The following is a 26,031-nucleotide window of genomic DNA, read 5'->3' on the forward strand; positions in this document are numbered from 1 at the left end:
CCATCACTCCTTCTTCACTTCTCTGACAATGACACGCATACCTTCAACATCCATTACTTGAATCCTGGTTCCTTCTTCGACATATTCTCCGGAAGTGACCACATCAATGAACTGATTTTCAATCTCCGCAGTGCCAGATGGTCTTAATACTGTTTTTGCTGTACCGGTTTTACCGATGAGATGATGTAGACCTGGTTTTGCTGCCACATAGCCGTTCGCTCTGGTTTCTGAAGTTTCAAGAACCAGCCTTTTGAATACTCTTCTACCGGGCGTGAACCTGAGAACGACTGCTACCAGCACAATGGATCCAATGAGAGCAATCACAAGAGACTGTATGGCAGATGCTGGATCTGGTGTTGCAAGGAAGATGCTGCCGAACATAGCAAGCATTCCAAGGATTCCAGTGACCCCAAAACCGGGTATCACAAATACCTCCAGAATGAGAAGAACCAGTCCAACGATGAAAAGAAGTACCGTTTCCCACCCGGAAGCTCCTGAGAGGATACCTCCGCCAAAGTACAGAGAAAGAGCTCCGAGTCCTATGGCTCCTGGAATACCGAAGCCAGGTGTAAAGAACTCAATGAGGAGGCCCGCAATACCGATGGTGAGAAGCAGTGTGCTGATGGCTGCAGATGTCAGAAAATCTGTGACATAATTAATGGTGGTTTTTCCGGTGGAGCCAATGATGTTCAGGTTTTTCTCTTGTCTGAAATCCTGTTCGCTTTTGTACACTCCATCCGTCATTCCTGTATTCAATGCTTCTTCAGCAGTGAGTGTAAGGAGTTTTCCGCTTTCCACAAGTCCTTCGATTGCAATGGTTTCATCAGCCATGGCCCTTGCAATTTGTGGGTCTCTTCCGTTTTTCTGTGCCTGGGCTGCCAGTTCAGCAGACCATACAGAGACCGTCTTCTCATCCGCCCGTTCTCCTCCTATCTGAGGTTCCGCACCTCCGATGGTGGATCCTCCGACCATGTACATTTCGCTGCCGCTGAATGCAAGAAGCGCCCCAGCAGAAATAGCACTGCCGTCTACAAGTACAAGGGTTTCCATGGAAGAGATGGTTTTGGACATTTCCAGGGCGGAATCTACCCGGCCGCCTAGAGTATCCAGGACGAGATAAACAGCTTCAGCGCCATTTTCTCTAGCCTCCTCATATGCTTTTTCCAGCCACACAGACTGGCTTGGGGATACCTCTCCTCGGAATTGGATCTCCCACACATCGAGAGCCATGACGGAAGTAAGAAAAAAGCTCGCAAAAAGCACGGTCAGCATCATGGTTTTGAACAGTTGTTTCATGAAGAGTCCTCCTTTTAGTGAGCATCAGCACCCGACGTAAGGTATGGTGTATCGTTTATGGATGCTTCACCTTAATAATAGCACTAATATAGCGTATTTTCTATCTTTTTCATATTTTTTAACACATATCGGTGGATAATAATCTATAATATAATCCGTTCCATTTATTCTGAAGAAGCGGAAAAACCACGGATAACAAGAAAACGCACCTGATTCTCTTCAGGTGCGTAATTTTTTATCGAGCGGAATACCATGCTTTCGCATCTTCTACTTCTTCTAAGGTAAGCCGGTGCCCCATTTCATAGGTTTTCATAGTCACAAATGCTCCTTGCCGGGAGAGTTCCTGCATCAGCTGAGTAGTGTTGTCATAGGGTACGATGGGGTCATTGAGCCCTGCACCAATAAATATTTCAGTGCTGTCCAGTGAAAGAGCAGCACCAGATTTCAGAGGAACCATCGGATGAAAAAGGATGGACTTCTGAAATACATCTCCAAAGAGATAGAGCATGCCAGCGATGATATTCGCACCATTGGAATATCCTGCACTATATAGAGCTGTTTCTTCCAGTCCGTAGTGTGTAAGCAGCCTTTCAATCTCCTGGAGGATTCTCTCAGCCCTCATCTTCAAATCTTCCTCATCAAAGACTCCTTCTGCCACTCTTTTGAAGAAACGGTTCATCCCGTTTTCATTGACCTCTCCACGTAAGGATAGGATATGGGCCTCTGGATCCAGCATGTTGCCTATGGATACAAGGTCCTCCTCTGTACCGCCGGTGCCGTGAAACAGCACGAAGGTGCGTGGGGCAGTTCCTTTTCGATAGTAATGTATCATTCGTGTTCTCCTTTAAGATCGGTATTTTACATAGGATTCAAAATGGGTATGGTGACATTTTCCATTCTTTTTTATTAGTGTACGGTGTATTCCGAGATAAGTCAATGATAAAATTTAATTTTACTCAATTTATAAAACGAGGTTCATAGAACAAAAAAAATGATCGTAAAGATCATCTTAGAGCTCTTTTCTATAGAGTATAATGCCAGTTTCTGTGCTGACCACGTAGCTGAAATCGAAGATTCCTGTGTCTTCAATGGGCAGACTGAAATAGAGATTATATACTTTTTTGTTGTTGTATACATCCACTTCATACCGGATGAGATCCTTAGTCAGAAGGGGTGCGTATTTTTCAGTGGAAGCGTTGGTGGAGAAGTAGTTGATGATGATCTCCTTTGCTTCGTCTGGTGTGATTTTATCCACGGTGTTCAGCACATCCGGGTTTTCGTACTTGAAGGACACACTGATGAGCGTTCCGTCACCAGCGTACTGGATGTAGATGTTGTTTCCGGTGAAAGCATCCCCTTTCTTTTCCCGTGAGACGCTTTCGTATTGCTTCAGGCCTTCATTGAATCGGATGTCCGTCTGGAACTTCGTGATGTCATAATCCAGTCTTCTCAGGTTGTCATTGCTCTTCAGAAGGATTTCTTCCTTGGTGGCCAATGTCGCTGCTGTGGTTGCGGGGGCTGTTCTTAAAAAGATTGTCATCAGACGGCCGTCTTCAGTCACCTCATAGAAGAATTTGGAATCGGTGTACTCTCTCACGGTTCTTCCATCATATTCCTTGGTTCTGACAAACTTGATGTTATCCTCTACATCGGAGGTGAAGTTTAGGATGGGTCTCATCTGTTTTTCAAGATTTTCCTCCCCTGATCTGCAAGCACTGAAAGACACCACAGTCAGGATCATGAGAGCATATAGGATTGTTTTTTTGAACATGGTGCTTCCTCCTTCCCTTGAAATCATTCTACTGGAAAATCATAAATTACATATAAAGTTTATCATAGAATGCTGTAAAAACCCATGACTTTTCTGTAGAACAAGTGAGAAGCGAAGGAGAAGAGAAGTTTCAAAGGAAAATCAGATCTAAACTTCAATGGTTGCCTGTATGCTGGAGCCTTTAAGGGCTTCAAGGACGGGATCCACCTCTTCCGTAATGAACTCTACAACCTGCTGTGGAGCTCTTCCCACATACTCTGATGGATTCAGAGTCTTCTTCAGGTCTTCCTCAGAAAGACCGAATCGGCTGTCCTGTCCAATTCTATCGAGAAGATCGTTGTCGAGCCCTTCTTCTTTTACCCTTCTGGATGCGGCCATGGAATGGGTTCTGATGAGCTCATGAAGCTCCTGGCGGTCTCCGCCTTTCTTCACGCCTTCCATGATGATGTTCTCTGTTGCCATAAATGGAAGTTCCTGCCACAGATGTTTTTCGATGATTTTCTCATATACCACCAGATTTTCTGAGATGTTTATATAGAGATTCAAGACACCATCCAAAGCAAGGAATGCTTCAGCCACGGAGATTCTTTTATTGGCAGAATCATCCAGTGTTCTCTCAAACCACTGAGTGGAAGCGGTAATGGCTGGATTTAATGCGTCCACGATGATGTATCTGGCAAGGGCACTGATTCGTTCGCTTCTCATGGGGTTTCGCTTGTAGGCCATGGCTGAGGAACCGATTTGGTTTTTCTCAAAGGGCTCTTCCAGCTCCTTCATGCTTTGCAGCAGTCTCAAGTCATTACTGAACTTGTAGGCGCTTTGTGCCACTTCACTGAGCCGGTTGAGGATGATGCTGTCGAGCTTTCGAGGATACGTCTGTCCTGTGACCTTGAAGCTCTTGTTGAAACCGAAGGCTTCTGTCACCATGAGATCCAGCGCCTTCACCTTCTCCTCATCTCCATCAAAGAGATTCAGGAAGCTTGCCTGGGTCCCAGTGGTGCCTTTCACGCCTCTAAACTGCATGGTTTCGATGGTGAAGCGAAGATTCTGAAGGTCTATCAGAAGATCCTGCATCCATAAAGTTGCTCTTTTTCCTACTGTGGTGATCTGGGCGGGCTGATAGTGCGTATATCCTAGGGTGGGCAGATCTTTATACCTAAGGGCGAAAGCTTTCAAATTTGAAAGCACCTGGAGGATTTTCTTCTCCACGAGAAGAAGACCTTCTCTCATGAGGATGAGGTCGGTGTTGTCACCTACATAGCAGCTGGTGGCCCCGAGATGGATGATGCCTTTTGCGGAAACCGCCTGCAGACCATAGGCATGCACATGGCTCATGACATCATGACGGACGATTTTCTCTCTCGCTTCTGCTTCTTCGAAATTGATGTCTTCCTGGTGCTTTTTCAGGTCTTCCAGCTGCTCATCTGTAATAGACAGTCCAAGCTTCTGTTCCGCTTCTGCCAGTGCGATCCATAGTTTTCGCCAGGTTCTGAATTTTTTCAGATCGGAAAAGATATAGCTCATTTCCTTGGAAGCGTAGCGTTTGGTTAAAGGGCTTTCATAGGTTTCTCTCATGGGTTCCTCCTTGGTTTGCCTTACTTTAAGGCATCGACATTAATGGGATGTTTTGGTGTATTTCAGAAAATCCTCTTCTAAAACGAGGGTGATTTTTCCTGTTTCCTCCAAGTATTCGATATAGCAGCGAAGCATCCTCTCCACCGCGATGTATTTGAACGGAGTGGTGATGCAGATGCGCATGGAGCGGGACAGGGATTTTAGGATGTCTTCAAAGGTCATGGGTTTTTCTATGACCTTCAGAATCTCTTCTGCACGGTTTTTATAGAAGTAGATATTGTCTGTGATGAGATCTTTGATGTCCGTATAGATGCCTTTGTGTGCCAGAATATACCAGCTGGATCTCACATGATAAAGCTTCATTTTGCTCATGAGATCTTTGGACAGAATATGCGCATAAGGGAGTTTTGAGCTTCTCATCACTTCTTCACCGATGAGTGCATCTCCGATGTAGGTCACATCATCTGGAGTGGTGATGGCGATGTGTCCTGCGCTGTGTCCTGGTGTATGAATGATTGAGAAAGGAACACCCTGAAAGAGAATTTCAGTCTCCGTTTCCTCAATGAATCTGTCTGCTTTAATCACCATATGTCCGAAGTGGTCTCTGATTCTATTCATAGGATAGGTTCCATAGAAAATCTTCAGGTTCAGTAAAGAGGAGACAATTTCAGCCTCCACTTTGGGCATGGCGATGGGACAGCCATATTTTTCTTTCAGCCAGGCGGCATTTCCCACATGGTCAATATGTGCGTGGGTACAGAGGATGCCAGAAACTGTAAGGTTCTCTTCCTCGAGGAAGCTCAGTAGTGCAGCTTCATGTTCTCTTTTGAGTCCTGTATCCAGAAGTATGATCTCTGTCTCGCTTTTCTTATAATACGGCAGATGAAGCACCGGAAAATCCAGTACATAAGTGTTTCCTGCCACGTGTATACTTTTCATAAAGTCCCTCTTTCCATATCATAGAATTGGATCAGCAGTCTCATTATACACTAAAACACAAATGATTTTTATAAAAATATGAAAAATGTCTGTGTTTTAGAAACGCAAAAGAAAACTAGGACTACTGGAGCCCTAGCTTTTCTCATGTTCAAATTACTCTTCCAATGTTTCGATGAGCTTTGCTACTTCTTCACAAGCAACTTCTTCATCTTCTCCACTGGCAATAACTGTAATTGTTGCACCCTTTGTTACGCCTAGAGAAAGGACACCAATCAGGCTCTTTACATTTGCCTTCTTGCCGTTGTACTCTACGCTTACATCAGATTTAAAGGATGATGCCTTTTTAACGAGCAAAGTAGCTGGTCTTGCATGCAATCCAGTTGGGTTCTTTACTGCAACGTCTTTTGAAACCATTTAATCACCTCATATTCAAATACTGTAATAAACAAGTTTATTATATCATGTTTTAAGTCTAAAACAACCAATTATGAAAGAGAGATTTCTGCGAACTTCACAAATGCACCAGATGCTTTATAGTTGATGTCAAGATGTTTCACTTTCTCTGGAGTCGTGATGATGATGGGCGTAGTTATCTTTGCTGTCAGCTCCACATAATCTCTATCCATATAGAGAAGCTTGTCTCCCACACTGACCTGGTCTCCGGTTTTCACATAGGTGGCAAACCCCCGACCTTCAAGTTTTGCGGTATCAAGCCCCAGGTGGATAAGGATAGTCAATTGTTCCTTGGTGCTGATTGCCACTGCATTGAGATTTTCTGAAACCAACACCACTTCACCGGAAACCGGAGCACAGAATAAATCACCATCTGGAATAATGCAGACCCCAGTACCACCAAGCATGTCATCTTTCAGGTAACTGTTGGCTTCCTCCAGCGGAAGGATTTCTCCGGCTACAGGCATATAGAGCTCACATTTTGTTCCCATGGTCTCGCCTCCTATTGGATTTCAGAAAGGAATGCTTCAATACGGTCAAATCCCTTGCCGATGGCATCGGTGTTGATGGCATAGGAGAGTCTCACAAACCCTTCTAAACCGAACCCTGACCCAGGCACCAAGGCTACCAGATAATCTGTCAGAAGTTTATCAGCAAACTGCAGGGAATCTTCCAGAATTTCGCCACGATAAGTTTTCCCAAGATAGCTTCTGATATCCAGCATCAGATAGAAAGCTCCTTTTGGGTATATGTACCGGAGGCCTTCGATTTTGTCTGCACGTGAAACCATATAATCTCTTCTTCTCTTGAACTCTTCATTCATTTCAGGAATAAAGCTCTGATCTCCATTAAGAGCTTCCACTGCCGCATACTGGACAAAGGAGGTGGAGTTTGATGTGGTATGGCTCTGGATATTGGACATCATCTTAATGAGGTCTTTAGGTCCAGCTGCATAGCCAAGTCTCCAACCTGTCATGGCATAGGCTTTGGAAAGCGCATTGACGACTAAAGTTCTTTCATAGGCATCCTCACTTAAAGTGGCGATGGAAACATGACTGTCTCCCCCGTAAATAAGAGGCTCATAGATTTCATCGGAAATGATGAAAAGATCATGTTCTTTGCAGAACTCTGCAAGATCCATTAGCTCCTCTTTGGAGTAGATGGTGCCAGTGGGGTTATTGGGAGAATTGATGATGATGACCTTGGACTTTTCAGTCAGGGCCTTCAAAAGATTCTCTCTTGTGAATTTATAATCTGTCTCTTCTGAGGTTTCGACAATCACAGGAACACCATCAGCCAGATGCACAAGATCCGGATAGCTGACCCAGTAGGGCTTTGCGATGAGCACTTCATCCATGGGGTTTAGTAGTGCGGTCAATGCGTTGGCCAGACACTGCTTTCCACCAGTAGAAATGATGATTTGCTCCCTTTTGTAGGTAAGTCCGTTGTCTCTTCTGAACTTCTCAATGACAGCATCTTTCAGTTCATTGATTCCGGAAGCGGGCACATACTTGGTTTTTCCTTCCTCCAGTGCCTTGTTGCAGGCGTCAATGATGTTTTGTGGCGTATTGAAGTCTGGTTCGCCTGCCCCAAATCCTACGATGTCTTTCCCTTGCGCTTTCAGCTCTTTCGCTTTGGCGGTTATGGCCAATGTGATGGATGGTGCAAGTCTTTTTGCTTTGTTTGAAAAAATCATGTCTTTCCCCCTTGTTTCTGATTGTATTACGATTTATTTGAGCTTTTGATGAAATGTGATGAGCTTTTGAAGAAGATGGTCATTAAGACCATAGCGTCCAAGCTTGTCATTGGATCCAGTGAATCTTGCACCTTGCTGCCCATGATAGTCGCTGCCGCCGGTGATGACCAGATGGTTCTTTCTTGCAGTTGCATAGAGCTTATTGGACAGCTCCCGCCGATGGGACGGGTGATAAACTTCAAGACCCAGAAGCCCATGGACTTTGAGCTCCTTCAGGAGCGTTTCAAAGTGTAGGTTATAGAGTCTTTCACCAGGGTGTGCAAGAACAGGGATCCCTCCTGCATTGCGAAGGGCACGAAGGGCTTCTCGGGTATCGATCTTGAATCGTTTTTCGTAGGCGATTTTATCCACATCCAGATACAGCTGAAAAGCTTCTTTGATATTTTTGACATAACCATGCTCGATGAGCAGCTTTGCGATATGAGCCCGTCCATAAGAGTCCATGGGAGGAGCATCATCAGGCAGATGGATTTTGAGGTTCTCAAGGTTTCTCAAGATCTTGTAGTACCGTTCCACCCGATCATTTTTAAAGCGGTCCAGCAGTGCGAGCAGTGGTTCATCCTTCGGATTGTGGAAATACGACAGAATATGCAGCTCCATTCCTTTATAGTAGGTGGAAACCTCAACACCGGAGATGATGGTGAGGTCCTCCTGGGCGTCGTCGAAATTCCCGTAAGCGCCCATGGTGTCATGGTCTGTGATGGAAATATACCGGATTCCCTTCTCTTTGGCCATTTCTATAATTTCATCGGGTGTAAATGCTCCATCAGAATAGGTCGTATGAATGTGTAAATCATTCAGCATTACATCACCTCTTTCTCTATATTAAATTTAACATATTCTCCTGAAATTGTAATGGCCTTGACCTAAAATTATACTCAATTCATAGGCTCATAGAAAAACCCTGAAATCATTGAAGATATGTCATCGTTTTCAAGTTTTTTCAGCGCTTTTTCTTTGAAGAACCCAACGCTGAGTACTTTTGTGCACGAACACCAATATTCCAGCAATAATATACCAGTTTTTCGCAAGATAGTATCACAAGAAGGAAATGGGTCCTCTCTATAATAAACATAAGAGAAATAGCGGGAGGGATCTTATGCAGCAAATTGAAGAAAAGATGAGAATCATTCAGGAGTCCGTTCCCGGGAAGCAGGTGACTCTGGCACACCTCATCGCCAATCCCGACAAGGTCGTTTATAAAAAGTTGGGCCTCAACCCTCATATCGACTACCACAAATCCTCCATCGGTATATTGACCATGACTCCCAGTGAAACTGCAATCATCGCCGGGGACCTGGCTGCAAAAACAGCCAATGTGGACCTGGGCTTCATAGACCGGTTCAGTGGAAGCCTCATCATCACCGGTAAGATTTCAGAAGTGGAATCCGCTCTGAAAACAATTCTGGCCTACGTGGAGACGAAGCTCGGCTTCACTGTCTGTCCAGTGACGAGGACTTGATGATGAGAAGAATGATGCTGGTCGGCCGCAGTGAGAGTGGAAAAACATCCCTCACCCAAGCCCTACGAGGAGAGAAGATCCAGTACATGAAAACCCAGAGCATCAGCTACCATGACGTGATCATTGACACTCCAGGAGAGTACGCAGAGAACAAAGATCTTTCTGCGGCTCTTGCGGTCTACTCTTATGAAGCAGATATTATAGGGCTCCTCATGAGCGCCACGGAGCCCTATTCCCTCTACCCTCCCAATGTCACGGGATGTGTCAACCGGGAGGTCATAGGCATTGTCAGCAAAGTGGACAAAGAAGAGGGAGACCCGGCTTTGGCTGAAACCTGGTTGAGACTCACAGGGTGCCAGCAGGTTTTTCATGTGAGCTCTGTCACCGGAGAAGGAATAGATCAGCTTCTTTCCTATCTGATAGAGGAGCCTTAAAGAATAAGCGGACTGGACGAAATAAAGACCGGAACAGCACCTCCTTTTTTGAGGCACTGTTCCGGTCTTTGACATGCAGCTTCTTTTAGGCGGAAGCCTTTATCTTCTCTTCTTTTCTCTTTATGAGGAGATTGATGCTTTCTGTGGAACCCAGAAGAACCATCAGAAAGAGAAGAAGGTATCCTGGGAAATATGGAAGAAAGCCTTTACCTGCAAGGTAGCCGAATACGGCTGGTGAGAAGGTGCTGCCCATATAAGCGAAGGCCATCTGAATCCCGATGATGGTCTGTGCATGAACTTTTCCAAATCTTTCAGGGGTCTCATGAATCATACCGGGAAAGACCGGAGCACAGCCAAGTCCGATGAGAAGAAAGCCAGCAATAAAGAGCACTTGGATGCCCGAGCTTAAGAGAAGAATACCCGTGAACATCGAGAAGATCCCACCTCTGATGATGGTTTTAAAGCTGAATTTCAAGGTGATGAAACCTGTGAGCATCCGGCCCAGTGTGATGCCGGCGAAAAAAAGTGAACTGTATCTTGCGGCAATGTCATTTTGGATATTGTGAATCCGTACAAGAAAACTCGCGCCCCAAAGTCCTGTGGTCATCTCCACTGCGCAGTAAGCAAAAAAGCTTGTAATGGCTAGTTTGACGCCGGGAATCTTATAGACATTTTTTTCTTTATTTACGGTGTTTTGGGTCACTTCTTTGGTGCTGGATGCCTCTTCTTGGTTGAATCTCTTCCAAAGGGGCAAGGAGAGAAACAGCAGTGCCACAATGGTCATCTGAATCAGAGAAATCACAAGATACCCGCTTCTCCATCCAGAGCTTTTCAGGAGGAAAAAGGACATGATCATAGGGCCTAAGGTGGCCCCTACTCCCCAGAAACTGTGAAGCCAGCTCATATGCTTTGCCTCATAGTGAAGGGATACATAGCCGTTCAGCGCTGCATCTACAGACCCTGCACCGAGTCCCAGTGGCAGTGTCAGAATCAGGAGCATATAGAAAGAAGGCGCCATGGAAAAACCAAGAAGCGCGATGGCGGTCATCAGCACGCTGACTGTGGTGACTTTTCCCGTGCCGAATCTTCTGGTGACCTTGCCGCTCATAAAACTTGAACAGATGGTTCCAGCGGTGGTCATCATGGATAGGATGCCCGCATATTCCAGTGGCACATTCAAGGCCAGATGAATGGTAGGCCATGAAGCGCCAAGAACAGAGTCCGGGAGTCCGAGCCCGATAAATGCAATATAGATCATGATAAGAAATAATGTAGCCATGAATACTCTCACTTTCTTCTGTAAACTTCTTTTATTATAGGAAGGATGTCCTGTTCGGTCAAGAAAACAGAATCCAGGCAAATAGAAAGAGCAAGCCTTCACAAGGTCTTGCTCTTCTTCATTTTCAAATTCAGAATCCAAAAAATCTTGGATTATTTTGCGTAATCAACGGACCGGGTCTCACGGATGACATTGATCTTGATCTGTCCAGGATATTCCATTTCATCCTCGATTCTCTTCACAATGGATCTTGCCATCAGCATGGCACCAGCATCGTCAACCACATCAGGTTTAACAATGATTCTAATCTCTCGTCCAGCTTGAATTGCATATGACTTCTCAACGCCTTCGTAAGAATTTGCAATTTCTTCCAGTTTCTGCAGTCTCTTGATGTAGTTTTCCAGTGTTTCACGTCTTGCACCAGGTCTTGCTGCGGAAATCGCATCAGCTGCCTGTACCAGCACGGCTTCCATGGACATCATCTCCACATCGCCATGATGAGCGCCAATGGCATTCACCACCAGGGCAGATTCATGATACTTCTTCGCCAGGTCTGCACCTATCAGTGCATGAGGTCCTTCCACTTCATGGTCTACGGCCTTACCGATGTCATGAAGAAGTCCGGCTCTCTTGGCCAATGTAACATCCAAACCAAGCTCTGAGGCCATCAGACCTGCAAGGTTTGCCACTTCGATGGAGTGTTTCAGTACATTCTGACCATAGCTTGTTCTAAATTTCAGTCTGCCTAACAGTTTAAGCAGTTCAGGATGGATTCCATGGATTCCAATTTCAAAGGAAGCCTGTTCGCCTTCTTCTTTGATGGAGTTTTCCACATCCTTTTTGGATTTGTCTACCATCTCTTCGATTCTAGCAGGATGAATTCTTCCATCTACAATCAGTTTCTCCAGAGTGAGTTTTGCAACTTCTCTACGGATTGGATCAAAACTTGAAAGGATCACCGCTTCAGGTGTGTCATCAATGATGAGGTCAACACCGGTAAGGGTTTCCAGAGTTCTGATGTTTCGGCCTTCTCGACCGATGATTCTTCCCTTCATTTCGTCATTTGGCAGGGAGACTACATGAACAGTAGTTTCAGATACATGATCTGCCGCACAACGCTGAATGGATGTGGTGATGATTTCGCGCGCCTTCTTGTCTGCCTCTTCTTTGGCTTTTGTCTCCATTTCCTTCACCATCATGGTGAGATCTCGTTGAACTTCGCCTCGGACTTCAGACATTAACAGCTGCTTTGCGTCCTCTTGGGAAAGACTGGCGATTCGTTCCAGTTCTTCTCTTCTTTTGGACAGCAGTTCTTCCGCTTCTGTTTCTTTTGAGGTCAAATCCTGCACTTTTTTGGCAAGATTCTCTTCTTTCTTTTCCAGCTGTTCCATTTTCTTGTCAAGGGCTTCTTCTTTTTGAATGGTCCTTCTTTCAAGTCTCTGGACTTCACTTCGACGTTCACGGACTTCTTTTTCCGCTTCAGACTTCAGCTTGAACGCTTCATCTTTTGCTTCCAAAGCAGCTTCTTTCTTTAAGGCTTCAGCATCTCTCTTCGAATCCTCAAGGATTCTCTTGCTGTCTGTTTCTGCGTTGCCAAGAATTTCTTTGGCGGTTTTCAGTTTGCTATTAGATAAATATAAAATTATGGCACCGACTACTAGTAAAGTAACAACACCTGTTACAATGATAGCAATTTGTTCTGTGCTCATATTTACACCCCCTTGCTTTTTTTAGTCATTTTTTATAGCTAAATGTGAAAGCTTGGAAGTGCATATCATTCTCACTGTGATAATTGATAAACCAATACAAATTAATTGTATCGTATCCCTTATAAAGTGTCAAACTATTCAGCTCTTTTTATACGATTTCATCACGATTTCATCACATCACCAAAAGTCTCCTAATGTCTTTAAATAAAATCCGCCTATCCTTTCATACCAGGAGGTTTGCTGCAGACTGGATAAAATCTGAGGTATGGATAAAAACAAGAAAAGCTCTTCTTTTTGGAAGAGCTTTTCAGAAAGTTATTCGCCTTTTTTTGTTTTCTTGGATTCTTTTTCTAATACAATTTCTTCATCAATGGCTTCCACTGTTTCCTTAGCTTCAAGGATTTCCTCGATTTTCACCAGCGGAAGTTCGTACTTGGCTCGGATCTTGTTTTCGATTTCAAGAAGCAGTGAAGGATTTTCAGAAAGATAAGTCTTGCTGTTTTCTCTTCCCTGTCCGAGTCTTGCACCTTCATAGGAGAACCAGGCACCGGATTTATCCACGATTTCCTCTTTCACGCCCACATCCAGGACATTACCTTCCCTGGAGATACCGCCGTTGTACATGATATCAAATTCAGCAGATTTAAATGGTGCAGCCACCTTGTTCTTGATGACTTTTACTCGGGTCCTGTTTCCAATGACATCCTCTCCGTTTTTGATGGAGTCGATTCTTCGGATGTCCATTCGAACGGAAGCGTAGAATTTCAATGCACGTCCACCAGGTGTGGTTTCTGGGTTACCAAACATAACGCCGATCTTTTCTCTCAGCTGGTTGATGAAGAGAATACTGCAATTGGTCTTGCTGACAGTTCCAGCAAGTTTACGGAGTGCTTGAGACATGAGTCTTGCTTGAAGTCCCATATGGCTGTCTCCCATATCCCCTTCTATTTCTGCTCTAGGTACCAGCGCTGCAACAGAGTCTACGATGACAAGATCTACAGCATTGGAACGGACAAGAGCTTCTGCGATTTCCATGGCCTGCTCACCAGTATCTGGCTGGGATACAAGAAGATTGTCGATATCTACACCGAGTCTTCGGGCATATTGAGGATCCAGTGCATGTTCTGCATCAATAAATGCGGCAATGCCCCCAAGTTTCTGTGCTTCAGCAATACAATGGAGTGCTACTGTGGTCTTACCTGAAGACTCAGGTCCATAAATTTCGATGATTCTGCCCTTTGGAATACCACCAATTCCTAAAGCGATATCCAGACCAAGACATCCCGTTGGAATGGAGTCCAGATTGAGTTTGGAATCTGCTCCCAGTTTCATTACGGAACCTTTTCCGAATTGTTTCTCTATTTGGGACATGGCAGCATCCAGTGCCTTCATTTTATCTGCATTGATATTAGCCAAATTATTCACTCCTTATGTGCTGATTTTTAAATGGTTCTATTCATAACAGAACATTCGTTCATAAAATGATTATACGGGAAAATAGAATGTGTGTCAACCAAATCCATGGATAAGAATAGTATGCGGTTCAGGAGATTTATTATGCTATTTCTGCTCCAGTTTTCGCATATAATTTTTTATTTCCAAGAGGATTTCATCTTCGCTGTCGATGAGTTCGCCGATTTCGATATGCTTTCTCGCCTGTTCCAGATTTCCCATATTGATATAGCACATAATAAGGTTTGTGAGAATCTCAATGGTTCTCACTTCTGAAAACAGTTTATGGAAGTAGGTCACAGCTTCCTCATAATTTCCGATGGCGGCATAATTGATGCCCATCTCATTGAGGACATCCACATAGGTCTGGTCCACAGCCAAAGCATCATTCAGGTAATAAAGGGCTTTATCGTGGTTTTCCAGCATTCTGTAGGCGATGGCAATCATGAGAAGGAGTTTAGGGTTATCCTCTTCCAGGCTGAGTAGAGGCAGCACAAGTTCGAGAAACCGCTCTGGATTCTCGTAGAGGATGGCCTCCCCTTCTGTGATACGGGCTTTTCTATCGAGAAACTCCATCTCTTCTGTAATCTCTTTTGTCTCTTCTCCCCCAAGTCTCAGATATTCTCTCAGGTGGAAAAGTGACTGGGAAAAGTTTCCAGCAAATCTTAGAGCAGAACCTTTAAACAGATGCCCCTCCAGAAGCTCCTGTTCAATAGCGATGTCTGCATACCGGAGAAGAGCCTGCTGATACATGCTTTCTTTCACAGACAGTTCTTCTAATAGAACCAGGAGGTTCTTAAGGACATCTTTTTCACCGTGAATGGTAAAAAGCCCCAGAAGATAGACGAGCCCCTCTTCCTGTTTGTCCTCCCCAATCAGCTTGGCCACTAGACCTTTGATTACCGTTTCTCTGTGCAATGAAACAAGAAGCTCCCGGTAAACCGGAATCTGATTGAAAGATGGATCAGCCCCTGCTACATAATACATACCTTTGACAAACTCCCCAAAGGGTAGATGCTTCGTCAGGTCTTCATTGATATTTTCGGCAATATACTCCGGAGAAAGAGGAAGAAACAGATCTTCCCTGCTCTTGCTCAGCTCCGGAATATTAAAGTTCTCAGCAAGAACCTCTTTGTTGATTTCAAGAAATATAAGCTTTGAGAGCTTAGATTTTAGATGATTTATATATTCCACGTGTTGGTTTCCTCCTCGTGATAAAAGGATCATGAATGCTTATTGGAATGTTATGCTTCAAATCCTTTTTCAACAATGGCTACGACTCTCTTTTTGAATGTTTCCATTTTATCTTTTGCGTCTTCCAGGGAATCTCCCTTTACTGCGACATAGGCCTTCATCTTTGGCTCTGTGCCGGATGGACGAACCACGAACCAGGAACCGTCTTCCAGAGTGTACTTGATGACATTGGAAGATGGCAGCGTGATGGCAGTCTTTTCTCCTGTGAGAAGATCTGCTCTCTCCCTCAGCTTATAGTCTTCCTTGGACACGGTTTTCACACCGCCCACTTCGTCTATGGTGCTGTTTCTAAAGTACTCCACACATTTGCGGATCTGTTCCTGCCCGTCTTTTCCGGTTCTCGTGAAAGATTCGATGCCTTCCAGATAAAAACCGTACTTCTCATAGATTTCCACCAGTGCATCGTACAGGGTCATACCCTTTGTCTTATAATATGTGGCAATCTCACAGAGAATCATGGAAGCCACCACCGCATCTTTATCTCTTACGTAAGTGCCAGCCAGATAACCGAAGGACTCCTCAAAACCAAAGAGGAAGGTTTTTTCGTTGGTTTCTTTATATTCCTCGATTTTCTCACCGATGTATTTGAATCCTGTAAGCACATCCAGAAGCTCCACTCCAAAATCTTTGGTGATGGCTCGAACGCTTTCGGTGGAAACGATGGTCTTGATGACAACGCCATTATCAGGCACTTTGTTCTCTTCTTTCATGGCTTTGAGAAGATAATAAGTGATGAGCATACCAATCTGATTGCCAGAAAGCACTTGATCATTTCCCGCTTTGTCTTTGACAATGACCCCTACACGGTCACAGTCCGGATCCGTTCCGAAGATGATGTCCGGATGGACTTCTTCAGCCAGTTTCAGAGCCAGTTCAAACACCTGAGGATTTTCAGGATTTGGATAAGGAGCGGTTGGGAAGGTGCCGTCAGGAAGTTCCTGTTCCTTCACCACATTCACTGTATAGCCCAGTTCTTTCAGCACCCTTCTTACCGGGATGTTGCCTGAACCGTGGATGGGTGTATAGATAATTTTCAGGTCTTTTGCATGTTCTTTCACCATGTCTTTTTTTACGGTTAAGGTTTTGATGGACTCCATATAGGTCTTCATGACCTCTTCGCCGATGTACACCAGCAGATTCTTTTCAAGAGCTTCCTTCTCTGAAATGGAAGACACATCCTCAAACTTCTCGATGGCATGCATTTCTTTCAGGATCTTATCCGCCTCTTCATCCGTGACCTGACCTCCATAGGATCCATATACTTTGAATCCGTTGTATGCCTGAGGATTGTGGGAGGCTGTGATGACGACGCCCGCACTGGTTTTATAGTGCCTTACCGCAAAGGACAGAAGCGGTACTGGTGCAAGGGTTTCATAGAGATAAACTTTCACTCCATGAGCTGCAAGGATCTGTGCAGAAACCATGGCAAACTCATCCGATTTGATTCTGGAATCGTAGGCAATGGCACAAGATGGATTCTCTACGTTTTTCACCAGATGCCTTGCAAGACCTTCTGCTGCTTTTCCAACGGTGTGGATGTTCATGCGGTTGGTACCTGCGCCGAGGACACCTCTCAGGCCAGCGGTGCCGAATTCAAGCTCTGTATAGAAACGGTCCTCCAGTTCTTTTTCATCTTCAATGCTCCGAAGTTCAGTTTTAAACTCCTCGGAAACAAATTCACTTTCAAGCCATTCATTGAGTTTTACTTTATAAGACATGGTAAAATTCCTCCTTTGTTCATCTCAATTCTACTCACATTATATAATAAACCACTGAAATATTCACCGTTTAATCTGATTCCTCGGTGAAATTCAAAAAAGAAATGAACTTTCGCCACAATAGATGAAAATCCATGGAGAATAGTCTAAAATGAAAGTAGCGGAGAATGTGAAAATTCATTGTAATACCATGAGAATTATGCTATTATTCAATAGTTATTTTTGGAAAAGAAATTCAGGGAAACTGATGAGAATTGTGAAAGAAGGTGGCTGTAAAGTTGTATAAGCTGAACCAAAATGAAACGCCTCTTTTTGATGCGCTTATGGAATATGTAGACCGTGGAACCGTCCCTTTTCATGTGCCGGGTCACAAAAAAGGCGAAGGAATTGAAAAGAGCTTTAAAAAGTTCATTGGGGAAAATCCCTTTAAAATAGATGTAACGGTGTTTCAGCTGGTGGATTCTCTCCATCATCCCACCGGACCCATCAAAAAAGCACAGGAACTGGCGGCAGATGCGTATGGTGCTGATGCTTCCTTCTTCTCCATCCATGGCACATCAGGCGCCATTCAGGCTATGATTATGTCTGTGGTTGGAGCGGGAGATACGATCATTGTGCCAAGGAATGTTCATAAGTCCATCACCGCAGGTATTATTCTCAGTGGTGCAATCCCTGTTTATATGCAGCCTGAACTGGACAAGAAACTTGGGATTGCGCAAGGGGTTACACCAGAGACCGTAGAGAAAACCCTGAAAGAAAATCCCCATGCGAAAGCAGTGCTCATCATCAATCCTACTTATTATGGTGTTGCCACTGAGCTTCAGAAAATTGCTGAAATTGTCCATGAGTACGATATTCCGCTCATCGTGGATGAAGCCCATGGACCACATCTGGCTTTTTCAGGAAAGCTGCCCATGTCGGCCATGGAAGCAGGGGCCGATCTTTGTGCCCAGAGTACTCATAAAATCATTGGAGCCATGACCCAAGGGTCCATTCTTCATGTGAGAACCAAGTATGTCAGTGCAGCTAGAGTGCAGCAGATTATGAACCTTCTGCACACCACCTCCCCTTCCTATATCCTTCTGGCTTCACTGGACACTTCCAGAAAGCAGATTGCTTTAGAGGGAGAAGAGCTTCTGGAAAAGGCCATTGAAAATGCCAACTATTTAAGAGCCGAAGTGAACAAAATCGAAGGATTCTATTGTTTCGGACCGGAACTTGTGGGAAATCCCGGTGTGTTTGCGGTGGATCCCACCAAGATCTGCATCACTTGCAGAGATCTAGGCATCACAGGATTTGACCTGGATATGATCCTGGCAAACAAATACCATATTCAGATGGAGCTTTCAGATCTTTACAACACGTTAGCGGTGGGCAGTTTTGGAGACACCAGGGAAAACATGGACAAGCTCATTCATGCGCTGCAGGAAATCAGCGAAGAGTATAAGAACAAGAATCAGGTAAAACCCGATTTCATCGATATCCCTTCCATTCCAAAGCAAGTACTGATTCCGCGTGAAGCTTTTTACGCGGAGAAAGAGTCTATGCTCCTGGAAGACAGCATCGGTGAAGTTTCAGGAGAATTTCTGATGGCCTACCCTCCTGGTATTCCGGTACTTTGCCCAGGAGAAGTTATCACAGAAGAAATCGTAAACTATGTCTCGGACCTGAAAAAAACAGGACTTTATGTCCAAGGTACTGAGGATCCTCGAGTAGAATACATCAAAGTAGTCCGATAAGTCAGAAAGCCTGCAGACATCCATAAAGATGTGTGCAGGCTTTTTTAGTGACCAGGAGATCAGCGGAAGGTTTTGGGGCGGTCCAGAATCAGATACTTCAGGACACTCAGATACTCCCTAAGGTAGGATTTCAGAATGATACTGGGAGGCGTTTTGGCTGGAAGGCCCACTGCACTTATACCAAAATCTTTGGCGGTCAAGGTGCTTCTGAAGATATGGAAGTCATTGGTGACAATGCCGATCAGAAGATTCTCTTTTTGAAGTCCTAGTTTTTTTTCTTCCATGATCTGAATACTGTAGAGAAAGTTCTCATAAGTATTATAGGAGTTCTCTTCCACAAAAATACGTTCTTCCTGAATACCTTGAGCCACAAGATCCTTTTTCATGGCAGATGCTTCTGTCATTTCTTCGCCACGTCCCAGACCTCCAGACACTATGACGAGGGCGCTGGGATGTTCCTTCAGGTAGGCAGCACCCCGGTCCAGACGATGCTGAAGTGCGGGAGAAGGAATGGTTCCGTACAGTCTTGCACCGAGGATGATAAGGACATCAGGGTCTTCCTGGGGTTCTTTCTGGGCATAGTAGAGGATGAAGCCTTCGATGACAACAAAGGTGCCTATAAAAACAGCAAGAAGCAGAAAAAAGATCTTTTTCATGACTGTGGAAGACGTACTCTTACTCAGTTTCTCTTTTTCCATATGAACTCCACTAGTGTCAACAGACAGCCTTCCTTGTCATAGATCTCATGATAGTTTTTTGAGTCTTCGAGCAGGCATCGGATGAGAACTTTGCCGCCTGGCATTTTTTCTTTCTTATATACGATGGAAAGATCCTCCACCACATGATCCTGAAGAAAGCTTTCATCTTCATCGGTAGTTAAGGACTCCATGGCCCATTCCACATAGACGGTGTTGTTCACATGACCATTGCTGTCAATATCATGGAAACGCAGTTCAATCTCTTTTTCGAAGGTGTAGTCCTGTATCTTTCTTTTCTTTAAAGGAGCTGTGGAGAGACTCTCCACAATATAGGCCTGCTCTTTTGTAAGTTCTGAATCAAATTGTGAGAAGTAAACCTTCTGTACATCCTCTGGGACCTTTACCATTTTACGCTTTTCAAAATCAATGACGATCCAGACCGAAACAGCATAGCCCACGAGGGTCCCCTCTTCATCCTTTACGAGAAAATACCGGTGGGAATAGATGTCTTTATGAAACAGCGCAAAAGTCGTGAACTGGAGCTTTCTTGCGTAATAGTCCCCTTTGAACAGTTTGATGTTCCAGGAGTAAAGCACCCAGACCATTCCTCTTCTCTCCATGTAGTCCGGTGCAAGTCCAAGGCTCACAGTATGGTACATTGAGGTTGTATTAAGCATCTGCATAAAAGCATCCAGTTTCAGATGAAGAAAGCGGTCTACTTCTTTGAAATCCACTATCATGGATTTTGTATAGTCTTTCATGAATTTCCTCCAGTCGTCAAAAAAGTATAAGAATTATAAATGGAATCTCTTGTGACATTGTGATTTTCGTCACGGATATAATGAATATATCGTAAAGTTTTTAAAATGGTCTTAAGATTTCGGAAATACATAAGATACAACTGGATTGAATAAAATGCAATTATTCGTTATAATAATGAAAATTATGGAGAACAGGAGAAGAAAGAGATGGAAGATATACTGATTCTTGTGGATGAGAAAGACAATTTTCAAGGATACATGGGCAAAGAGGAAGCCCATGTCAAAGGAGTAAAGCATAGAGCGTTCAGTATTTTTGTCTTCAACGACAAAAAAGAGCTGCTCCTTCAGCAGCGAGCGCTTCACAAATACCATACCCCAGGTCTCTGGGCCAATACATGCTGCAGTCATCCAAGATATGGAGAAACCACAGACAGTGCTGTTCACCGAAGACTTCCGGAAGAAATGGGGTTCGACTGTGAGCTAACCCACGTGTATGAGATGTCCTATGATGTGAAGTTTGACAACGGCATCATTGAAAATGAGTATGATCACGTCTATGTTGGGCGGTATGAAAAGGATCCGGAAGTGAATCCTGAAGAAGTCCAGGATTTCCGGTGGATTTCACTTCCGGACCTCATGATGGAGATGGAGGATGAGCCTGAGAAGTATACGTTCTGGTTCAAAAAAATCATGAAGGAATTTGATTTTACAGCAGTTCTTTAATAAAGCATCTGAAACAAGAAGGAGCATCCAGGACGGATGCTCCTTCTTGTTTTATAACTTTCTTCAGATGGTCAGTGAAGGTGAACGGGTATCATCGTAACTGTATCCTTTCTTCAGCGCTTTCAGGTTCACTTCCTGCAGCTGTGGCTTAAAATACTGCTTGATGAGTCTTTCAAGAAGCTCCTGGGAAAGACCCAGCTCCCTTGCAAGGATTCCAAGAAGAATCATGTTGGCCGCCTTCCCATTTCCCAGGGCTATGGCCTTTTCCTGTGCATCTAGGGAAATGACATCTATTCCCTTCTCTTTCAGCTCAGAAAGAGAGTTTTCAGGATAAACCTCTTTGCCAACGTTGACGAGATAGGGACGGATCTCATGAAGGCTGGAAATCACCTTTCCGTCTTCTTTCAGGAATCCGATCCATCGGAGGGATTCACTCTTTTCAAAGGACATGATGTAATCTGCAGTACCTTTCTCAATGAGCGGAGAATGTACTTTCTCCCCGTAACGCACCTGGGTGGATACACTTCCCCCTCGCTGCGCCATTCCATGTACTTCACTCATTTTCACATCAAATCCCAGCTCTATGAGTGCTGCAGACAGAAGATTCGAGGCGGAAATGGTCCCTTGACCGCCTACCCCGACAAATAAAATATTCGCTTCTTTACGCATGAACAAGATCCCCCTTCTTTTCAATGGCCTGGAACGGACAGACCTGATAGCAGAGCGTACAGCCATTGCACATCTCGCGGTCGATGAATACGCTGCCGTCCTTCATGAAAATAGCAGGACATCCGGTACGCACGCAGGTTTTGCATTTTCTGCATTTCTCCTGATCAATCTCCACATAGGAGTTTCTTCTAAGAATCTGAACTTCCTTCAAAAGTGCGCAGGGTTCCTGGGTGATGATGACAAAGGGCTCTTCACAAGCTTTGGCTGCTTTGATGACTTCCTTTGCCTTCTCCTGATAGTAAGGGTTGATGATTTTGATGTTTTCGTCTTTGATGCCCAAGGAACGGACAAGCATTGGAATGTTGATGTCGCCTGCAGTTTCTCCCATGAGGGTTTTTCCGGTTCCTGGGTTTTGCTGGTGGCCTGTCATTCCCGTGGTGCGGTTGTCCATGATCACGGTGACCAGTGGGATTTTGTTGTAGATGGAGTTCACGAGTCCTGTGATACCGGAATGGAAAAAGGTAGAATCTCCAATGAAAGAAAAGATCTTTCTTTTTTTATCTCCTTGGAGCTCCAGTATTTTTTGCATTCCCGTTCCTGCTGAAATAGAAGCACCCATACAAATGACGGTATCTGTGACATTAATGGGGTCCATGGCGCCTAAGGTGTAACAGCCGATGTCTCCAGAGGCGATGATGTCCTTATCCGTTTTCAGGGCATTGAAGAATCCTCTATGGGGACATCCGGCACAGAGCACAGGGGGTCTTGTAGGAGCTTTGCTTTCCATCACGGGAGGCATTTTGGGTGATTCTGATAAAAATGCTTCGCGGATGATCTCCGGGTTCAGTTCGCCACAGGTGGGAAGGACATCCCGGCCGGTGCAGTGGATGCCCATGGCCTTGATTTCCTTTTCAAGATAAGGTTCATTCTCTTCTATGACAATGATTTCCCGCATCTCTTTGGCAAACTCCTGAATCAGCTCTTTTGGCAGTGGGAAAGTCATGCCCAGTTTCAGATATGAAGCGCTTTCCCCAAATACCTCCTTGGCATAGGCATAGGAGATGCCCGAGGTGATGATGCCCAGCTGCTCTGTATGTTTCTCCACTTTGTTTAATGTACTGTGACAGTTATAGATTTCAAGGCTTTTCAGACGTTCTTCCACAATGGGATGTCTTTTTTGGGCGTGACCTGGAGTCATGACATTTTTCAGCTTGTCCTTTTTGTATTCTCTGACGGGGATCTCCACTCTGTCCTCCAGATTCACCAGAGACTTGGAGTGGTTCACTCTTGTTGTGGTACGAATCATCACAGGCGTGTCAAACTCCTCGCTGATCTCGAAAGCTTTTTTGGTGAAGATGCGGCATTCTTCAGAATCTGAAGGCTCCAGCATAGGGATTTTCGCATGAGGCGCGTAAAATCTGTTGTCCTGCTCATTCTGGGAGGAGTGCATGCCAGGATCATCTGCATTAATGATGACAAATCCACCGAGCACACCGATATAAGCCATGGTGAAGAAAGGATCTGCAGCCACGTTCAGCCCTACATGCTTCATGGTGGTCAGTGCCCTTGCTCCGATGATGGAGGCTCCTGAAGCCGCTTCCATACCTACCTTTTCATTTGGCGCCCATTCGGAGTAGACTTCTTTATACTGGGAAAGATTTTCCAGGATTTCGGTGGAAGGTGTTCCTGGATAGGCGGAGGCAAAGTGCACTCCTGCTTCAAAGGCACCTCTCGCAAGAGCTTCATTTCCGGTCATCAATGCTTTCATATGGTTTCCCCCTCGGTTCTTGTCATAAGTACAGCCAGTGCGATGCTGTTGAGTTTTGCTTCGCTGGAATCAGACCTGGAGGTCAGAATCACAGGACATTTGGCGCCTAGAATGATGCCAGCGCTGTCGGCGTCTGCCATATAGGTAAAGGACTTTCCGAGGAAGTTCCCGGATTCAAGGCTCGGCACAAGAAGCACATCGGCGTCTCCGGAGAATTTTCCTTTATACCCTTTATGTAGCGCGGATTCCTTGGATATGGCAATATCGAAGGATAAAGGACCTTCTACCAGAAGATCTGGATCATTTTGATAGAATTCTTTCAGTTCATGGGCATCGGTGCTGCTTTCCAGATTTGGATTCACCTTTTCAACGGCAGACAATGCGGCCACCTTCATAGGCTGAAGGCCCAGAATTCTACCAAGGATTCTGGTGTTTTCTATAATTCCCTTTTTGTCTTCGAGGCTGGGTTTCATCACCATACCTCCATCTGTAAGAAGTATCAGCTTTTCATAATTTTTCATTTCATAGATCATCACATGAGACAGAAGCCCGCCTCCACGAAGATTAAGATCTTTGCTGAGCACAGCCTTCAACAGGATTTTCGTGTCCACAAGACCTTTCATAAGAATATCCGCTCTCTCTTCAGAGATGGATTTTGCAGCTTCATATGCGGCTTCTTCCGGTGATTTTGCATCAATGATTTCCGCATGGCGGAAGGAGAGATTGTTCCCTTCCATGACCTCCCTGATCTTCAGGGCATCCCCATAAAGGAGAAATGTGGCAAGACCGTGGCGCTCTGCTTCACTCAGTGATACCAGAACATCTTTGTCTTCTGCGCAGGCTACTGCGATGCGTTTCTTCTGATTCTTCGCCAGTGTCAGTATTTCCTTTAAACTGGTAATCAAAAACTATACCCCCCCGTACCTTGATAACGTATACAATAAAGTTGAAAAAGAAGATGAAACCTAAGGCTCATCTTCTTTCAGTATAAAATATCCTTTTTACATTATCAATTGAATGGACAAACTATACAAATTCCGTCAGAGATTTCACGAAAACCAAAATAACCTGTCAATAAAACAAAACAGATACTGGCAGTTTCGTAATGATTTAGACTTCAAAATGCAGTGCGCTTCTGCCCTGCTCTTTCAGAGTCTGAAGGTCTTTGATGCCGGTGAGAAGCATAGCGCCTTTCAGCTCCTGTGCTACCTTTTTGGCATAAAGCTCCACCGCTTCTTCTCCACCACCGATGGCGTACTGCGCAAAAGGTCTGCCGATGAGGACAGCATCCGCTCCTAAAGCCAGGAACTTAAATACATCCACACCACTTCTGATGCCCCCGTCTGCAAGAACAGGCACTCTGCCGTTCACAGCCTTGGCTATTTCAGGCAAAACGGATATGGTGGCCCTTGCATGATCAAGGACACGTCCGCCGTGATTGGAGACCACGATGGCGTCCGCTCCAGCTTCCACTGCAAGCATTGCCTCATCAACGGTCATAATGCCTTTCACGATGAAAGGTACTGTTAGATAAGCTTTAATGGCTTTCAGCTCCTCCAGAGATTTTGGATCCACCCGATGACCATGGATCTTCAGGGTATCAAGCCCTGCGGAGTCGATGTCCACACCAATAGCAACGGGATTGGATGCCATGGCCAGATCGATTCTGGCAAAAAGCTCTTCCTGATTCCAAGGTTTAATGAAGGGAATACCCGCCATATTTTCTTCCTGCAGCACGCTGAGGTTGTCCTCCAGGAAGGACTTGAATGCTGAATCTCCCACCATCGGCAGAATGCCTGCTTTTTCAGAGCCTTTCACCACGCCATGGATATAGTCTTTTTCACTCATTTTGTTGCCCATATTGATGTTCACACCTGTTACTGGTGCAGGCATCACGGGCATGGACAAGGTTTTGCCAAAGAGCGTGAAGGAAAGATCCGCATCCTTCACCTCGTGGATGGTTTTCAGATGCAAGGTGATGTTCTTCAGAGCTTCCACGTTCCGGATAAAGCTTGCGCCGGTTCCTTTACCGCCCATACCAGGCACTTCGCCTCTGCAGGCTGCCCCATCGCATTCTTTGCACATACGGCATTGGGGCATCATTTTTTCTCTCGCTTGTTGTTTTGCTTCCTGTAATGTCATTAGAGACCTCCTAAATCTTCTTCTGTATATACTTCAATGCCATGAGCCAGAAGCATTTCTGCTGTGACACCATGGCCTTCCGCCAAAGTTTTTGTAAAGGTGCCGTCATAAATCCGGCCCTTCCCGCAGGAAGGGCTTCTTGATTTTAAAACAGCTTTTCTGATGCCTTCTTTCAGGCAGTACGCCAGAGCTTTTTCAGCACCGAGCCGATACTCTGATGTCACGTCTTTTCCGTTTCTTGTCCGTACGCTCGCACCAAGCCTCTCAGCTGGAGTTCTTGGGATGGGAAGCCCCCCGGAAACTTCAGGACAAAAAGGGTGGAGCTCATATTTCTCCGAAAGAGCAAGAACCTCTGGATAATAAAATCCTTCTCCATCATAGCGCACTTTCTCACCTAAAAGACAAGAAGAGACCAAAAGTTTTTCTCTCATGG

At 44.9% G+C, this 26,031-nt stretch carries 25 protein-coding genes; 4 read left to right on the plus strand and 21 right to left on the minus strand.

Going from position 1 to position 26,031, the window contains the following annotated elements; translation table 11 throughout:
* Window positions 1-3: 3 nt before the first annotated feature.
* From DEF30_RS06710 to DEF30_RS06750, 9 genes are all read right to left on the minus strand, one after another.
* On the minus strand, window positions 4-1,296 hold the full coding sequence (locus DEF30_RS06710; protein WP_294097538.1) for an NfeD family protein: 1,293 nt from the start codon (window positions 1,294-1,296) through the stop codon (window positions 4-6).
* A gap of 235 nt (window positions 1,297-1,531) precedes the next feature.
* Window positions 1,532-2,128, minus strand: coding sequence for an alpha/beta hydrolase (locus DEF30_RS06715; protein ID WP_294097539.1), 597 nt, complete (start codon window positions 2,126-2,128; stop codon window positions 1,532-1,534).
* Between the two features lie 177 nt (window positions 2,129-2,305).
* The gene (locus DEF30_RS06720) at window positions 2,306-3,067 is read right to left on the minus strand and encodes a hypothetical protein (RefSeq protein WP_294097540.1); all 762 of its coding nucleotides are present in this window, start codon (window positions 3,065-3,067) and stop codon (window positions 2,306-2,308) included.
* A gap of 147 nt (window positions 3,068-3,214) precedes the next feature.
* A complete protein-coding gene (gene purB, locus DEF30_RS06725; RefSeq protein WP_294097541.1) occupies window positions 3,215-4,642 on the minus strand; it encodes an adenylosuccinate lyase in 1,428 nt (475 codons plus the stop codon).
* A 39-nt stretch (window positions 4,643-4,681) separates the two neighbouring features.
* Complete coding sequence (locus DEF30_RS06730; protein WP_294097542.1) at window positions 4,682-5,581, minus strand: MBL fold metallo-hydrolase; 900 nt, start codon at window positions 5,579-5,581, stop codon at window positions 4,682-4,684.
* Window positions 5,582-5,734: 153 nt separating this feature from the next.
* Window positions 5,735-5,995 (minus strand): HPr family phosphocarrier protein, encoded by a 261-nt coding sequence (locus DEF30_RS06735; protein WP_031576178.1) that lies wholly within the window; start codon window positions 5,993-5,995, stop codon window positions 5,735-5,737.
* Between the two features lie 71 nt (window positions 5,996-6,066).
* Window positions 6,067-6,525, minus strand: coding sequence for a PTS glucose transporter subunit IIA (locus DEF30_RS06740; RefSeq protein ID WP_294097543.1), 459 nt, complete (start codon window positions 6,523-6,525; stop codon window positions 6,067-6,069).
* Window positions 6,526-6,536: 11 nt separating this feature from the next.
* A complete protein-coding gene (locus DEF30_RS06745) occupies window positions 6,537-7,730 on the minus strand; it encodes a pyridoxal phosphate-dependent aminotransferase (RefSeq protein WP_294097544.1) in 1,194 nt (397 codons plus the stop codon).
* A gap of 33 nt (window positions 7,731-7,763) precedes the next feature.
* The gene (locus tag DEF30_RS06750; protein ID WP_294097545.1) at window positions 7,764-8,594 is read right to left on the minus strand and encodes a PHP domain-containing protein; all 831 of its coding nucleotides are present in this window, start codon (window positions 8,592-8,594) and stop codon (window positions 7,764-7,766) included.
* A 295-nt stretch (window positions 8,595-8,889) separates the two neighbouring features.
* On the opposite strand from DEF30_RS06750, the gene DEF30_RS06755 reads away from it, so the two are divergent.
* Window positions 8,890-9,252, plus strand: coding sequence for a BMC domain-containing protein (locus tag DEF30_RS06755; protein WP_031576170.1), 363 nt, complete (start codon window positions 8,890-8,892; stop codon window positions 9,250-9,252).
* A 2-nt stretch (window positions 9,253-9,254) separates the two neighbouring features.
* Entirely contained in the window at window positions 9,255-9,686 is a 432-nt protein-coding gene (eutP, locus tag DEF30_RS06760; protein WP_294097571.1) for a EutP/PduV family microcompartment system protein, read from the plus strand.
* An 85-nt stretch (window positions 9,687-9,771) separates the two neighbouring features.
* Here eutP and DEF30_RS06765 read toward each other — a convergent pair whose 3' ends face one another.
* The 5 genes from DEF30_RS06765 to DEF30_RS06785 form a co-directional block, all read right to left on the minus strand.
* Window positions 9,772-10,965 carry an MFS transporter gene (locus DEF30_RS06765; protein WP_294097546.1) on the minus strand — a complete coding sequence of 398 codons (1,194 nt, stop codon included), beginning with the start codon at window positions 10,963-10,965 and terminating at the stop codon, window positions 9,772-9,774.
* A gap of 152 nt (window positions 10,966-11,117) precedes the next feature.
* Window positions 11,118-12,674, minus strand: a complete 1,557-nt coding sequence (gene rny / locus DEF30_RS06770; protein WP_074909485.1) for a ribonuclease Y — start codon at window positions 12,672-12,674, stop codon at window positions 11,118-11,120.
* 315 nt (window positions 12,675-12,989) lie between these two features.
* On the minus strand, window positions 12,990-14,090 hold the full coding sequence (recA, locus tag DEF30_RS06775; protein ID WP_074909484.1) for a recombinase RecA: 1,101 nt from the start codon (window positions 14,088-14,090) through the stop codon (window positions 12,990-12,992).
* Window positions 14,091-14,234: 144 nt separating this feature from the next.
* The gene (locus DEF30_RS06780) at window positions 14,235-15,320 is read right to left on the minus strand and encodes a hypothetical protein (RefSeq protein WP_294097547.1); all 1,086 of its coding nucleotides are present in this window, start codon (window positions 15,318-15,320) and stop codon (window positions 14,235-14,237) included.
* Between the two features lie 50 nt (window positions 15,321-15,370).
* Window positions 15,371-17,098, minus strand: a complete 1,728-nt coding sequence (locus DEF30_RS06785; RefSeq protein ID WP_294097548.1) for a phospho-sugar mutase — start codon at window positions 17,096-17,098, stop codon at window positions 15,371-15,373.
* A gap of 278 nt (window positions 17,099-17,376) precedes the next feature.
* On the opposite strand from DEF30_RS06785, the gene DEF30_RS06790 reads away from it, so the two are divergent.
* Entirely contained in the window at window positions 17,377-18,837 is a 1,461-nt protein-coding gene (locus tag DEF30_RS06790) for an aminotransferase class I/II-fold pyridoxal phosphate-dependent enzyme (protein ID WP_294097549.1), read from the plus strand.
* A 59-nt stretch (window positions 18,838-18,896) separates the two neighbouring features.
* Here the strand turns inward: DEF30_RS06790 and DEF30_RS06795 are convergent, their stop codons facing one another.
* Window positions 18,897-19,493, minus strand: coding sequence for a YdcF family protein (locus DEF30_RS06795; RefSeq protein WP_294097551.1), 597 nt, complete (start codon window positions 19,491-19,493; stop codon window positions 18,897-18,899).
* A 23-nt stretch (window positions 19,494-19,516) separates the two neighbouring features.
* Entirely contained in the window at window positions 19,517-20,296 is a 780-nt protein-coding gene (locus DEF30_RS06800; RefSeq protein WP_294097553.1) for an acyl-ACP thioesterase domain-containing protein, read from the minus strand.
* A gap of 207 nt (window positions 20,297-20,503) precedes the next feature.
* Here DEF30_RS06800 and idi point away from each other — a divergent pair, with 207 nt between their 5' ends.
* Window positions 20,504-21,019, plus strand: a complete 516-nt coding sequence (gene idi, locus DEF30_RS06805; protein ID WP_294097555.1) for an isopentenyl-diphosphate Delta-isomerase — start codon at window positions 20,504-20,506, stop codon at window positions 21,017-21,019.
* A gap of 63 nt (window positions 21,020-21,082) precedes the next feature.
* Here the strand turns inward: idi and DEF30_RS06810 are convergent, their stop codons facing one another.
* The 5 genes from DEF30_RS06810 to DEF30_RS06830 form a co-directional block, all read right to left on the minus strand.
* Window positions 21,083-21,688: an indolepyruvate oxidoreductase subunit beta gene (locus DEF30_RS06810; RefSeq protein ID WP_294097557.1), complete on the minus strand. Its 606-nt coding sequence runs from the start codon at window positions 21,686-21,688 to the stop codon at window positions 21,083-21,085.
* A complete protein-coding gene (gene iorA, locus DEF30_RS06815; RefSeq protein ID WP_294097559.1) occupies window positions 21,681-23,456 on the minus strand; it encodes an indolepyruvate ferredoxin oxidoreductase subunit alpha in 1,776 nt (591 codons plus the stop codon). The genes DEF30_RS06810 and iorA overlap by 8 nt, the downstream gene beginning before the upstream one ends.
* Window positions 23,453-24,361, minus strand: coding sequence for a phosphate acyltransferase (locus DEF30_RS06820; protein WP_294097560.1), 909 nt, complete (start codon window positions 24,359-24,361; stop codon window positions 23,453-23,455). The genes iorA and DEF30_RS06820 overlap by 4 nt, the downstream gene beginning before the upstream one ends.
* Window positions 24,362-24,566: 205 nt before the next feature.
* Window positions 24,567-25,598, minus strand: coding sequence for an alpha-hydroxy-acid oxidizing protein (locus DEF30_RS06825; RefSeq protein WP_294097561.1), 1,032 nt, complete (start codon window positions 25,596-25,598; stop codon window positions 24,567-24,569).
* Complete coding sequence (locus tag DEF30_RS06830) at window positions 25,598-26,029, minus strand: DUF523 domain-containing protein (protein ID WP_294097562.1); 432 nt, start codon at window positions 26,027-26,029, stop codon at window positions 25,598-25,600. Before DEF30_RS06830 ends, DEF30_RS06825 begins: the two co-directional genes overlap by 1 nt.
* Between the last annotated feature and the right edge of the window lie 2 nt (window positions 26,030-26,031).

It is taken from the genome of Proteiniclasticum sp. (assembly GCF_003514505.1).
Classification (GTDB): domain Bacteria; phylum Bacillota; class Clostridia; order Clostridiales; family Clostridiaceae; genus Proteiniclasticum.